The following is a 13757-nucleotide window of genomic DNA, read 5'->3' as shown; positions in this document are numbered from 1 at the left end:
AGAAAAACTAACCACCAACAACCTCATTCATTAAATCAATTGCCAGGATCGACATGCTCGTAAAACAAACTCTTATGTTGGCCAGTTACACCTTGTTATCAGTATTAGTTGCGTCCTGCGCAAGCCAAGAAGTTGCCGCGGATACCCCCCCGCCCGTAGCGGATCAGACGGTATCGGCAACACAACCTGAACAATCATTATCTGCCAAACAATCCCTGGATGGTCAAACCATCTATTCCGTACTAACTGCTGAAATGGCCATAGATCGTGGTGAATACCCATTGGCTGGATCACTGTATTACCACCTGGCAGAGGAAACCCGAGATGCCGGGGCAGCTAAAAAAGCAGCCAATATCGCCCAAATGCTGGGAGACATGAAAGCAGCCAAAGCGGCTTCCAAAATCTGGCTGGAATCAGAACCGGATAATGTTCAGGCAAACCAATCAGCAGCACTGGCCAGCATTCGGCTGGGGGAGCTGGATGATGCCAAAAACTATCTGGAAAGAACTCTGGCGCTGAACCCAAAATCTTCTGCCGGTATTTTTCTGAGCGACACATCCGCATTTAACGATGAAGATCTACGCTCGTTGCAACAACTAATTACCGGGCTGACCGAACAATATAACGATAACGCCAGCCTGTGGTTTTCTGATGCTGAACTGAAATACCATCTCAGCAACACCACCGGTGCTCTGGAATCCATCAATCACAGCCTGAAACTACAAAGAACTATTGATGCTTATCTGCTGAAGGCTCAAATTCTATTCCGGGATCAGCAAGACGAAAAAGCCATTGCCACACTCGATCAGGCATTAAAAGCTTTTCCGCTGGAAAGAAGAATCGTGGTTTACAAGACCCAACAGTTATCACGCCTTGAAAGACCCGCCGATGCCATCCCGACGCTGCAAGACTACCTGGAACAGAACACCGATGACGCGCCCATTATGGCACTGCTTGCCCGTATAGCCATTGATGCCGACGAACCTGAACTGGCGCGCTCGCTGTACCTGGCTCTCGAGCAGAACAACACATTCACTAACGAAGCCCACTACTATCTTGCTCGTCTTGACGAAAACAATGGTGACATTCAATCAACCATGCAGCATCTGAAACGAATAACCCCCTCGGAATACTATATTCCAGCCGTTTCACAACGGGTGCAGATTCTCATGACTGAACAGAAAGTAGATGATGCACAGTCCTTGTTGGATCATCAGCTGCAGACTTATCCAGATCAACCCGCACTGTACAATATATATGCTGGATTTTTGAGCCAGAACGGAGCCAACTCTGAGGCTTTTGATAAACTAACAGAAGGATTGAAGCAGTTTCCCGAGAATATTGAATTACTCTACAGCCGGGCCTTGTTTGCCGAACCTCTGGGAAAACTGGATATCGTGGAACAGGACCTGCTCAAAGTTATCGAACTGGAGCCGGATAACGCAGCAGCCCTAAATGCACTTGGATATACCTGGGCGGATCATAATGTGAAGCTTGATCAGGCCTTCACAATGATTGAAAAGGCCCACAAGTTAAATCCTGATGATGCCGCCACCATGGACAGCCTTGGCTGGGTTTACTATAGAATGGGCAATACTGAGCAGGCGATTAAATATCTCTCACAAGCCTTTAGCAAAAGCCCTAATCACGAAATTGCGGCCCATCTGGGTGAAGTACTTTATAAGTCAGGTCAGATTGAAGAAGCAGAAAACGTCTGGCAAAAGGGGTACAAAGACAATCCTGACAGCACCATTCTGGATAACACTATTCGTCGCATGAAAGGGGACTCATGACTCACATTTATGTGACATGTCTGCTGTCTATATTCCTGTTGCTATCAGGGTGCGCACATCAGCAAATTCTGACTGGCGGCGATAAATTTGAATGGAAACAACATTCAGAACAGGTTAAGAGCCTAAAAAGCTGGGATATAGATGGCAAAATGGGTGTCAGACAGGACACTAAAGGTGCCAGTTTCAACGTAGCCTGGAAACAGTATCCTACAGAGTTCCAGCTGACCCTTTCCGGCCCACTGGGACAGGGAGCCATCAACGTATCCGGAGATCGATATGGGGTCACTATGATTGATAGTGATGGCACCGTGCACAAAGCCCGCTCCCTGGAACAACTTATGGCAGAGAATACACGCTTGCGCCTGCCCCTGGCACAACTACCTTACTGGGTAAAGGGTATTGCTGATCCCCATTATCCGGCTACGATCAGTCTGAATGAAAACAATCTCGCAGGACAACTGGATCAATTAGGCTGGACGGTCAACTACCTTTCCTACTTTCAACTATCTCCCCCATTACCCCAAAAACTAAAGTTTCAGCAGGGTGAAAACAGCGGCAAACTAATCATAAAGCGCTGGAAGTTCAGCGAAACCGGACGTTGAGTGAATGAGTAAATCACTAAAGCTGCTAAGCCCAGCCAAGCTGAACTTAATGCTGCATATCAACCACCGCCTTGATAATGGATATCATCACCTTCAGACCTTGTTTCAGCTGCTGAATTATGGCGATGAAATGTTCTTTCACAGCACAGAGTCAGAACACATTACCCTAACACCAGCGTTTCCCGGACTTCCACTGGAACAAAACCTGATTTATAAAGCTGCCAGACTATTACAACAGCACACCAGCTGTCGTTTTGGCTGTGACATTCAAATCAACAAGAAATTACCTCAAGGTGGCGGTATTGGTGGTGGCAGTTCCAACGCAGCCACTACACTGGTTGCCCTTAACCACTTATGGCAGACGCAACTGACAGCTGATGAGCTGGCAAAACTTGGACTTCAACTCGGTGCCGATGTACCGGTATTTGTACAAGGATGCAGTGCCTGGGCCGAAGGCGTAGGTGAAAAACTAACCCCCGTTGAGTTGCCACAGAAATGGTTTCTGGTAGCCAAACCAAACTCTCATGTGGCAACAGCGCAAATATTCCGTCACCCGGATTTGACACGAAACACCCCTCTCATCACAATACACACCGCGCTGACCCAGGGTGGCCATAATGACTTTGAACATCTAGTTCGAAGCCTTTACCCCGAAATAGAGAAATTGTTTAAACGGTTGGCGCAATACGGAACACCGAAACTGACAGGCACTGGAGCTTGTGTCTATACGGAGTGTTCAAGCGAGGCTCAGGCCCAACAAATACTGGCGGACATTTCACCAGAGTTTGAAGGTTTTGTTGCCGAAGCGATGAACAAATCTCCGTTGAGCGAGTTGTTGACCCGCTGACACAACCACAACCAAGAAATCTACCGAAATCCATAACTGAATAATGACGCTGTATTCAGATGGCTTTCGCTAGCTTTTTTAGTTCCATGCCTTAATGACAGAAACAGGTGAACCGCGTGTCGAAAATGATGATATTTACCGGGAATGCCAATCCCGAACTTGCCCGCAAAGTGACAGAACGTCTGGATCTCCCTCTGGGGGATGCCACTGTCAGCAAATTCAGCGATGGAGAAATCGCTATAGAGCTTAATGAAAATGTTCGTGGCGCGGACTGTTTCATCCTTCAATCCACCTGTCAGCCCAGTAACGACAATCTCATGGAGTTGTTGCTGCTTGCAGATGCCTTAAGGCGGGCTTCTGCCAGTCGCATCACTGCTGTAGTTCCTTATTTTGGTTATGCCAGGCAGGACCGTCGTCCACGTTCTGCACGTGTGCCCATTTCTGCCAAAGTCTGTGCCGACATGATGACCGTCATCGGTATCGACCGGATTCTGACAGTTGACCTGCACGCGGACCAGGTTCAAGGCTTCTTTTCTATTCCGGTCGATAACATTTATGGGTCTCCCATCCTTCTTGATGACATCGAGAAACAGAACTACGACAAGAAAATCATCGTATCCCCTGATGTGGGTGGTGTAGTAAGGGCCCGGGCAATTGCCAAACAGCTGGATTCCGAACTGGCTATCATTGACAAACGCCGTCCCAAAGCCAATCAACTGGAAATTATGAACATCATTGGTGATGTCCAGGGACGAACCTGCATACTGGTCGATGACATGGTGGATACTGCGGGAACTTTGTGCCAGGCAGCCGAGGCATTGATGAAATTTGGTGCAGATAAAGTAGTCGCCTATGCAACCCACCCGGTTCTCTCTGGACCAGCGATAGAACGCATCAATAACTCCAGCATTGAATTGGTGGTGACTGACACAATCAAACTCTCGGAAGCTGCAAAAAACTGTGATAAGATCCGCCAGCTTTCGCTTTCGGGGGTACTTGCCGAAGCAATCCGACGCGTCAGCAATGAAGAATCAATCAGTGCAATGTTTCGTTAATTAGCTTCATTTTCGACGCAATTAGCAACAACATGCTGACAAGGAGAAATATACATTTCTCCCTTTACAACCCGAAGTCACTGGTCGCGGTGAACTCGGGTTTTTGTATTTTTATTTGGAGTTAAATCAATGTCAGAAATAATTTTAAACGCTGTCTCTCGTACAGAGCTGGGCAAAGGTGCGAGCCGCCGCCTGCGTAAACAAGGCAACGTGCCTGCCATCGTTTATGGCGGCAAAAAAGAACTGGCACCTGCTGCCATTACCCTGAAGAGCAACGAATTGAAAAAAGCCGCTGACAGCGAGTCTTTCTTTTCTTCTGTATTAAGCCTGTCTATTGATGGCAAAACAGAATCGGTTGTTCTTATGGACGTACAACGTCATCCCGCAACCGATGCATTTATCCACGTCGATTTCGAACGCGTTGATGCATCCACAGTCATTCATAAAGTTGTACCTTTGCACTTCCTGAATGAAACCACTTGCGTAGGTGTCAAAGTGGGCGGTGGTAAGATTCAGCACAATATGACTGAAGTCGAAGTTACCTGTAGGGCTACCGACCTGCCAGAATTCATCGAAGTGGATATGGCCAAAGTAGAAGCTGGTCACGTACTGCACTTGTCTGAACTGGTTCTGCCTAAAGGAGTTGAACTGGTTGCTCTGCAGCATGAAAGCGATCAACCAGTATGTAGCGTTGTGAAGAAAGCAGGCGGCGATGATTCAGAAGCTGCCGAAGAAAGCGCCGAATAATTCTTCCTACGTTATTTTAACTAAGGCCCTTCGAAGGGCCTTTTTTATCTCCGCTCTTAATCTCAATGGACGAAACTATGGCCAATAGCATTCGCCTGATTGTAGGCCTCGGCAACCCGGGCCCGGAATATCACCATACCCGACACAATGCCGGATTCGACTTCGTAGACTTTCTGGCAGAACAATATAATGGCCGTTGGCAAAGCGATAAGAAGTTTTTTGCCGATATATGCCGGATAACTGCTGATGGCCAGGAGATACTGCTCCTTAAACCCCAAACATTTATGAACAGAAGCGGAAAATCTGTTGCCGCTGTCACCAACTTCTTCAAACTGGCATTGGAAAATATTCTGGTAGCCTATGATGAACTCGACCTGCCACCTGGCGTAGCCAGATTAAAAGTAGGCGGAGGTCATGGTGGTCATAACGGTATGCGCGATATCATCGCTTGCCTGGGGAATCAGCGTGATTTCAAACGACTCCGGATCGGCATTGGTCACCCAGGTCACTCCAGTCAGGTTGTCGGTTATGTATTGGGCAAAGCCCCACAGACAGAATCCGGACTGATTGAGCTGGCGATGGTGGAAGCCGCTCGTAATTTGAACCTGATCATCAGCCAATGGCATAAAGCGATGACAGAATTAAACAGTTTTAAAGCAAGCAAATAGCATATAAAGCATCATTTCAGGAGAATTTCATGGGCATTCGCTGTGGCATTGTTGGCCTGCCAAACGTTGGTAAATCGACTTTATTCAATGCTTTGACAGAAGCAGGCATTGATGCCGAAAACTTTCCATTTTGTACCATTGAGCCCAATACTGGCGTCGTTCCTGTTCCGGATCCTCGACAAGACAGATTGAGCGAGATCGTTAAACCGGAAAGAACGGTTCCAACGACCATGGAGTTTGTGGATATCGCCGGTTTGGTTGCAGGGGCATCCAAAGGTGAAGGGCTTGGAAATCAATTCCTTGCCAACATCCGCGAAACTGACGCCATTGCACATGTCGTACGCTGCTTCGAAGATGAAAACATTATTCACGTCGCCAACAAAATTGATCCACTGGCAGATATTGAGGTGATTAATACCGAACTGGCACTGGCAGACCTGGAAAGCGTTGAAAAACAATACGTAAAACTACAGAAGAAAGCCAAAGGTCAGGACAAGGAAGCCCAGAAACTCTTAACCCTTCTGGATAAGGTAAAACCGCACCTGGATCAAGCCAAGCCCATCCGCTCACTAGAGCTGAGCGAAGAGGAACTGCTGATATTGGATAGGGAATTTCATTTTCTGACCAGCAAACCAACCATGTACATTGCCAACGTTGCTGAGGATGGGTTCGAAAACAACCCTCACCTGGATAAAGTAATGGCTTTGGCCAAAGAAGAAGGTGCAGAAGTTGTTGTGATCTGCAACAAGCTGGAGTCAGAAATCGCCGAACTGGAAGACGAGGAAAAAGGTGAATTTCTACAGGATCTTGGTTGGGAAGAACCCGGCTTGCACCGTGTTATTCGCGCAGGTTATAAACTTCTGGGTCTGCAAACCTATTTCACTGCCGGTGTTAAAGAAGTTCGTGCATGGACAGTAAAAGTCGGCGCAACTGCACCGAAAGCTGCTGCTGTCATTCATACCGACTTTGAAAAAGGCTTCATTCGTGCTGAAACAGTCTCCTACGAGGATTTCGTCAAATACAGTGGCGAGGCAGGTGCCAAAGAAGCGGGGAAATGGCGCCTGGAAGGCAAGGATTATGTCGTGCAGGATGGCGATGTCATGCATTTCCGGTTCAATGTCTAAGACATGATCGCTTATATCTATTATCCGCTGCGGGAACGCCTGACAGCGGATCTACTCAGAGACCTTATGATAGAGGACTGGCCAGAAGCCCGTATTTCTATTCTGATAGATAAACTGGTTGACGACCATCCCCTACCACACTTTCACTGCAAACTCCCCGAACATGACGCAGATACATTTATCAACTGGCTAGAGCCCCGCAAAGGGACCCTCAGCATCAGAATAGACGTTACTGGAACAAAACCGAGGTGGTTGGGGCGAAAACTCTAAAAACAGCTTTATCGTTCGTTTTAACAGGTATCACAGAGATGATCAGTTTATCTACCCAGAGAATTGATCATTAATCGATATCACCTGCCAGCCTCCCATCGCTTAACCATCTGAAACTCGCTCCTTCTGGTACTCTGCTTACTTGGCTCCAATTTCGACTTTATGGCCTGCCCCAGAATTCAAAATCCGCACAAATATCCCGATACCTGCTGATGATTTCCGTAACTCATTGATCTTTAAATAAAAAATTTCTTTTTTTCTGTTGACACAGAAAATTTAATACGCATAATACGCATCCGCTGACACGATGGCTATGTAGCTCAGCTGGTTAGAGCACAGCATTCATAATGCTGGGGTCGCTGGTTCAAGTCCAGCCATAGCCACCAAGCTTTTAGATTCTATGATAGAATCTGTCAAATACAGGGGTGTCGCCAAGTGGTAAGGCAACGGGTTTTGATCCCGTCATCCGTAGGTTCGAATCCTGCCACCCCTGCCATCTTTTTTGTTCTGGTTTGTGAACATCATTTTTTGTAGTTATCACGTGTTGCTTTTGCAAACGGCCTGGTTTTTCCGTGGTTGATTCGGCAGACTTATCTCTTTTGCAACAGGAGCGCATGCATGCTGTTATCAGCGTTAGCACTTGAAAAAATTCTGGAATCACCTGACCTGATAATTATCGATTGTCGACACAACCTCATGAATCCGGGCGAAGGCAGTCAGCTTTATCTTGAGTCACATATTCCTGGCGCAACATACTTAAACATAGACTCAGACTTGTCTGGCAATATCATCCCAGGCATAACCGGCAGACATCCACTGCCAGAAAAAGCATCTCTAACCCACCTAATTAATCGCGTAGGGCTCAAACAGGACAGCAAGGTGGTTTGCTATGATGCAGGTCATGGAGCATTCGCAGCGCGGGCGTGGTGGCTCCTAAGGTGGGCTGGCTTAAAAACGGTATCGATACTGGACGGCGGCTATACACAATGGTGTCAAATTGGCCTACCGACGACCAAGAGCATTCCGCTGCCTCAGCCTTCTGACTGGCTCCCCACATTTGACGATGATCTGGTTGTAACGGCCGAATGGATTCAGAATAATCTGCACCAGATTCAACTGATTGATGCCCGGGCAACAGACAGATTTAAAGGAGAAAACGAGACTATCGACCCTGTCGGGGGACATATTCCTGGCGCCATTTGCCGACCATTCATGGAAAACCTGGACGAACACGGCTGCTTCAAACAAACGGACGAAATTCAACAACGTTTCAGCAATATCGACAAACCCATCATCCACTATTGCGGATCGGGCGTTACAGCATGCCACAACATATTTGCAATGACCCTGGCAGGGTTGCAACCTGGACGACTATATCCCGGCTCATGGAGCGAATGGATTACCAATGAAAAACACCCCATAGAACGATAAACAGGAAAAGATGTGATATCCCATATCGACCATATCGTCATCACAGTTGCAGATATTGAGCGGAGCATTGAGTTCTACAGCCGGGTGCTAAAACTTAAACCAGTGGTTTTTGGTAATGGACGTAAAGCTCTGTCTTTTGGTCAACAGAAAATCAATCTACAGCTGTTGGGACAGGAAAGCCGCAATCGTGCGGCTATTGGTTCAGCCGATATCTGCCTGATTACTTCTGAACCCTTAATGACAGTGATGACTCACATCCAAAAAGAAGGCGTTAGCATTATTGAGGGACCTGTCGATAAATCCGGCGCGATCGGACCAATTCAATCGATCTACTTTAATGACCCGGATGATAATCTGATTGAAGTAAGCGAATACATTTCAGGCAAATAATTGCCCATTAAAATCACCTCAATCCTAAATGACAACCGAACTGCCCATTCACAACAAAGCAACCTACAGACAAACCTCTCCGCTCAAACAGCTTTCACCAGAGAGGTTGCCACCCTACGCTGTTCATCTGTTGCCATATTAATCAGATGTTGCATCAATTCACGACATCTTTCTGAGCGGGCCTGATCACGTGCTCCACGCAACCCCTCCAACACAACACTATCTACTTCGAGGGCGCGACTGAGAATACTATCGACGTCATTAATGTTCACACATTCGAGTTCTCCAACCAAATCACGTCCACTCCACTCAGGCGTGTATTCAAGGCTCATATCAGAAAAACCATTCAATTGATCTTTGGCAGCTTTAAAAGTTTCTGCCATACGAATTTCATGTCGATTTAAATACTCAAGCAGCCACAGTGTTTTTTCAGAAGTCACCAACAACTCCAGCTCCTGATATTTTTCGGACAACGTACCATGTGTCTGACTCGCTGATTCAATCAAATCAAGCAATGTCTTATATCTCATTTTAGGCCTCGTCATTGTTCAGACATGAAGCCGATTATGAGAGACGTGTGGAATCAAAAACTGATTGATATCAGCTAATTGACCAAACACACTTCCGACTATTGTCATATATCAATAATTGAAAATATGATGATTTGGCTGAATTAACACCTAATATTCAGCGGTATTTTCAAGTAACGTGAACCATTACTCTGTACCTTTGGCAACTTCCCTGCCTCAATATTGACCAGTAGGCTCTGGTATATCAGTTTCGGAGCCGCCAGAGTTTTGTCTCGACCGCCACGAAATTTGACGTACTCATCAACATTCGTTTGTATATTCAGTTGTATATTATGATGCTTTTGCTCAGCGATGGTTGACTCATACCTCAACGCCCTACCATTGGGAAGATAATCATGACCGGTAAACACCCGGGTATCATCCGGTAACTGATATAAACGCTGAATGGAGTGATACATTTGTTCCGCATCGCCACCCGGAAAGTCACAACGTCCTGTGCCATAATCCGGCATAAACAACGTATCCCCGGTAAATACCGCATTACCAATCAGGTAAGATAAACAGGCTGGCGTATGACCTGGTGTAAATAAAGCTTTAATCTCAATACTACCAGCCTCGAATACTTGATCATCATCAATTAACTGATCGAATTGCGAACCATCCGTTAGGAACAGCTCATCCAGATTATAAATACCTTTAAAAACACCCTGCACAGCAGTGATATGTCGACCAATGGCTATTTTTACAGCTGGATAATCTTTCTTAAATAATTGAGAAGCACTTAAATGGTCTGCATGAGCATGAGTTTCCAACACCATCTTTAAATTTAGTTGCTGCTGATCAATATAGCTTTTGACACGCTGATACGAAGTGTCTTTTACAATCGACCCAATCGGCTCATAATCCAGCACCGGGTCAATCACAATCGCATCCCGGGTGATTTGATCAGATACTACATAGGTTAACGTGTAAGTCTCTTCATCATAAAAAGCTTCGACATGTATTTTCATTATTTGATCTCCGCTGTTTGTCTTTCTCGGGCAACGATTACTGCATCATGAGTATTATTGAAGAAATGATCCGGACCAACTCGCTGCACAAACCCTGATCTGCGCATGACATCCAAAACAGGCCCCTTAACATAAGAGAAATAAAACTCGACGTTTCTGATCCTGTACTCATCCAATAGTTGATGCAGTGCCGTATCTGCCGATGAATCCAATTGATTTATTGAACATGCATCGATCACCACTGCATGGACTTTTCCCTCTGCATCATGAAGATGCTTTTTGATTGTCTCCTTCAAAAAAGATACGTTGCCATAATAAAATTGAGCATCAAACCTCAACACCAGAACACCATCATCTGTTTCAACTGAATGACGCCGTACATTCCGATAATCTCTAGTGCCGGGTAAACGACCAAGCACAGCATAATGAGGCCGGGTTGTTTTCACTACAAACCACAAGAGAGAAGCACCGATACCAATAAAAATGCCCTCTTTGACACCGATAATCAGCGTGGCTACAAATGTAAGCACCAACAACCCCAAGTCTTCTTTCTTCACCTTCCATAAATGTTTTATTTCCTGGAAATCCACCAGACTTGCAACAGCCAACATAATTATCGACCCCAGAATGGCTTTGGGAATGAAATAAAAAAGTGGTGTAAAAAATACCAATGCTATAGCAATGACCGTTGCAGTTATTAGTGACGCCAAAGCCGTGTTGGCCCCGGCACTGTTATTCACTGCTGTGCGGCCAAACCCACCAGCAACAGGCATTGCTTTGAAAAAAGAAGCCACAATATTCGCAATACCAAGCGCAACCAATTCCTTATTCGCATCAACCTCGTAACGTTTTTCCCGCGCAATTTTTCTGGCAACAGCAATCGATTCGATAAATCCCATAAAAGCTATTGTTAAGGCTATGGGAAACAATGATAACCACTGAGAGGGGTCAACATGAGGCACTGAGAATACTGGCAATCCAGGGGGTACCTGACCCACGGTTTTCACCCCCATGTGATTCAGTCCGAACCCCCATACCAGCAGCGTAGAAATAATGACCGCAATCATCGGTCCGGGCAGTAGCGGACTGATTTTTTTTAAGACCACTAATAAAATCACACCTCCCCACCCGATTAACAGTGTGGGCAGATGTATCGATGTAAACTGTTGAATTGTCAGGTGAATAATCTCTGCAACATTCTCAGTTCGGGGTAGAGAAATCCCCAACAAATGCCCCAATTGAGAAAAACCGATGATCAACGCCGCTGCAGATGTAAACCCACTAATTACAGGATGGGACATAAAGTTGGTTATAAACCCCAACCGTAATGCTCCCATTGAAAACTGAATAATTCCGACCATCAAGGACAAAAATATTGCCAATACTACATACTGCTCAGAACCAGAATCGGCCAACCGACCAATCTCACTGGTCACCAACAAAGCAATCATGGCAGCCGGCCCAACCGCTAATTGGCGGGAAGTACCGAATATCGCATATGCGACAATAGGAAGGATGGAAGCATATAAACCAATAATAGGAGGAAGCCCGGCCAAAAGCGCATATGACATCGCCTGAGGAATTAACATCATGCCCGTAGTTAAGCCGGCAATTACGTCACCTCGCAAATTCGGGCGCTGATACAGCGGCAACCATTCAACTATCGGTACCCATCGTGACAGTGCATTCATTATTTTCAAACCCAAAACTCTTATATAGCCCAAGAAATACTTACATTATAATTTGGTTAGCTAATTAAGAGAGCAAACGAAATGCCAATGACTGATAGGCACAAATTAGCGGGGGCCAGCAACTCAAGAAACAGAAATGAAACAATCTCATGCGACGCAATGTTGCATTGAAACATTACCATGAAACATATCACAATCATTCGATTCAAACAGAAAACGAAAATCTTCAGGAATAATGGATATTCTTTTGGGATAAATCGATACCAATGATCAATCGATACCGTACAGTTTGAGTTTACGCCACAGGGTTGCCCGACTGATACCAAGTTTTTGCGCGACTTCCAGTTTGCGCCCCCGATAACGATGCAACAATTCTAGAATCTGATCACGCTCATTTTCATCATCAAAATATAATTGTTCATCAGCAGGCCCCTCCCCCTTGAGGTCAGGATTCAGGTCATCAAATGAGAGTACTGGGCCATCGCCTATCGCATGACAATACTCTATGACATTACTAAGTTCTCGTACATTACCAGGCCATTCATAACTCATCAGGGCATTCCAGGCCTTTGAATCAATTGATTCAATGCGTCGCTCAGATATTGCATTAAAACGATCGATAAAATGCCAGATAAGCATCGGAAGGTCCTCTCCGCGCTCAACCAGTTTTGGTAAAAACATTGGAATCACACGCACCCGATACATCAGATCTTCGCGAAATGCGCCTTCCGCCACTCGCTTTCTCAACGACTGATGAGTCGCACTGATCAGACGAATGTCTGTTGTCATTAGTTGAGAAGAACCCAGCGGGGTAAAACAGCGATCCTGCAATACCCGCAACAACCTTGCCTGGATATCCAGTGGCATTTCCGCTATTTCATCGAGAAATAGAGAACCCCCATTTGTTAATTCCAACAAGCCCTGGCGATCATGGGTAGCACCGGTAAATGCCCCTTTCTTATGACCAAACAGCTCTGAAGCCATCAATTCCCCAGACAAAGCAGCACAATTTACAGCACTGAATGCCCCAACGCCTCGCGGGCTACAACGGTGAATATAACGGGCAACCATCTCCTTACCAGTACCAGTTTCCCCCCGAAGCAGCACCGATGCATTGGTTCTGGCAACTTTTTCAACCTTAGCCATGAACTGCTGCATTCGTCTGGAAACGGTTAACAGCCCCTGATAGCTATGGGGTTGATGTCCGGGATTGGTATGCATCACGCGCCTCAGTTACCCTGAGCAGCATTCCACAAAATGGAGCTTCTGTTACCGGTTCTGCAAAATCCAAGTACTTTTCCTTTATCTGCGGATAACACTTCTTTCAAACGGGAAACATCGGCTGCAGTATAGTTCGGACCGTTCATTGGAATATAGTAAAAATCCAGCCCCGTATTTTCACACGCAGCTGCTATATCAGCAGATAACGGTTGACCAGGCTCTTCTCCATCCGGTCGATTACATACTACAGTGGTAAAATCCGCTGCTGACAGCTGAGAAACATCGGCAACAGTGATTTGTCCAGTCACAGCAAACGTATCCGTTAGATACTTGAGTTCCATAACAATCTCCTGAATCAAACAATAAATTTATGATCAA

Annotated in this window: 15 protein-coding genes and 2 tRNA genes; 12 read left to right on the top strand and 5 right to left on the bottom strand. The window is 45.9% G+C overall.

Translation table 11 applies throughout. The features are described 5' to 3' along the window. Positions 1-53: 53 nt before the first annotated feature. From ACQY6I_RS22635 to ACQY6I_RS22580, 12 genes are all read left to right on the top strand, one after another. On the top strand, positions 54-1793 hold the full coding sequence (locus ACQY6I_RS22635; RefSeq protein ID WP_428243852.1) for a tetratricopeptide repeat protein: 1740 nt from the start codon (positions 54-56) through the stop codon (positions 1791-1793). After that, positions 1790-2395 carry a lipoprotein insertase outer membrane protein LolB gene (gene lolB, locus ACQY6I_RS22630; RefSeq protein WP_428243850.1) on the top strand — a complete coding sequence of 202 codons (606 nt, stop codon included), beginning with the start codon at positions 1790-1792 and terminating at the stop codon, positions 2393-2395. The genes ACQY6I_RS22635 and lolB overlap by 4 nt, the downstream gene beginning before the upstream one ends. Before the next feature lie 4 nt (positions 2396-2399). Next, positions 2400-3242 (top strand): 4-(cytidine 5'-diphospho)-2-C-methyl-D-erythritol kinase, encoded by an 843-nt coding sequence (gene ispE, locus ACQY6I_RS22625; protein WP_428243848.1) that lies wholly within the window; start codon positions 2400-2402, stop codon positions 3240-3242. Positions 3243-3370: 128 nt separating this feature from the next. Next, positions 3371-4297 carry a ribose-phosphate pyrophosphokinase gene (locus ACQY6I_RS22620; RefSeq protein ID WP_428243940.1) on the top strand — a complete coding sequence of 309 codons (927 nt, stop codon included), beginning with the start codon at positions 3371-3373 and terminating at the stop codon, positions 4295-4297. 129 nt (positions 4298-4426) lie between these two features. Then, positions 4427-5044: a 50S ribosomal protein L25/general stress protein Ctc gene (locus tag ACQY6I_RS22615; RefSeq protein ID WP_428243846.1), complete on the top strand. Its 618-nt coding sequence runs from the start codon at positions 4427-4429 to the stop codon at positions 5042-5044. A 77-nt stretch (positions 5045-5121) separates the two neighbouring features. Continuing rightward, complete coding sequence (gene pth / locus ACQY6I_RS22610; RefSeq protein ID WP_428243844.1) at positions 5122-5712, top strand: aminoacyl-tRNA hydrolase; 591 nt, start codon at positions 5122-5124, stop codon at positions 5710-5712. A gap of 29 nt (positions 5713-5741) precedes the next feature. After that, positions 5742-6836, top strand: coding sequence for a redox-regulated ATPase YchF (gene ychF / locus ACQY6I_RS22605; RefSeq protein ID WP_428243843.1), 1095 nt, complete (start codon positions 5742-5744; stop codon positions 6834-6836). 3 nt (positions 6837-6839) lie between these two features. Beyond that, positions 6840-7106 (top strand): DOPA 4,5-dioxygenase family protein, encoded by a 267-nt coding sequence (locus ACQY6I_RS22600; protein WP_428243841.1) that lies wholly within the window; start codon positions 6840-6842, stop codon positions 7104-7106. A 309-nt stretch (positions 7107-7415) separates the two neighbouring features. Continuing rightward, positions 7416-7492, top strand: a tRNA-Met gene (locus ACQY6I_RS22595). A gap of 35 nt (positions 7493-7527) precedes the next feature. After that, a tRNA-Gln gene (locus ACQY6I_RS22590) sits at positions 7528-7602 on the top strand. Between the two features lie 122 nt (positions 7603-7724). Continuing rightward, a complete protein-coding gene (locus tag ACQY6I_RS22585; RefSeq protein ID WP_428243839.1) occupies positions 7725-8537 on the top strand; it encodes a sulfurtransferase in 813 nt (270 codons plus the stop codon). Positions 8538-8549: 12 nt separating this feature from the next. Further along, complete coding sequence (locus ACQY6I_RS22580) at positions 8550-8927, top strand: VOC family protein (RefSeq protein ID WP_428243837.1); 378 nt, start codon at positions 8550-8552, stop codon at positions 8925-8927. Positions 8928-9010: 83 nt separating this feature from the next. Here ACQY6I_RS22580 and ACQY6I_RS22575 read toward each other — a convergent pair whose 3' ends face one another. The 5 genes from ACQY6I_RS22575 to ACQY6I_RS22555 form a co-directional block, all read right to left on the bottom strand. Then, a complete protein-coding gene (locus ACQY6I_RS22575; protein WP_428243835.1) occupies positions 9011-9457 on the bottom strand; it encodes a hypothetical protein in 447 nt (148 codons plus the stop codon). Between the two features lie 143 nt (positions 9458-9600). Then, positions 9601-10467 (bottom strand): MBL fold metallo-hydrolase, encoded by an 867-nt coding sequence (locus tag ACQY6I_RS22570; RefSeq protein WP_428243833.1) that lies wholly within the window; start codon positions 10465-10467, stop codon positions 9601-9603. Then, positions 10467-12158, bottom strand: coding sequence for a SulP family inorganic anion transporter (locus ACQY6I_RS22565; protein WP_428243939.1), 1692 nt, complete (start codon positions 12156-12158; stop codon positions 10467-10469). The genes ACQY6I_RS22570 and ACQY6I_RS22565 overlap by 1 nt, the downstream gene beginning before the upstream one ends. Before the next feature lie 270 nt (positions 12159-12428). Then, on the bottom strand, positions 12429-13379 hold the full coding sequence (locus tag ACQY6I_RS22560; protein WP_428243831.1) for a sigma-54 interaction domain-containing protein: 951 nt from the start codon (positions 13377-13379) through the stop codon (positions 12429-12431). A gap of 8 nt (positions 13380-13387) precedes the next feature. Then, positions 13388-13720 carry a TIGR01244 family sulfur transferase gene (locus ACQY6I_RS22555; RefSeq protein ID WP_428243829.1) on the bottom strand — a complete coding sequence of 111 codons (333 nt, stop codon included), beginning with the start codon at positions 13718-13720 and terminating at the stop codon, positions 13388-13390. Positions 13721-13757: the final 37 nt, after the last annotated feature.

It is taken from the genome of Gynuella sp., assembly GCF_050297175.1.
In the GTDB taxonomy this organism is placed as follows: domain Bacteria; phylum Pseudomonadota; class Gammaproteobacteria; order Pseudomonadales; family Natronospirillaceae; genus Gynuella.
This window is presented reverse-complemented; position numbering and strand designations above follow the sequence as displayed.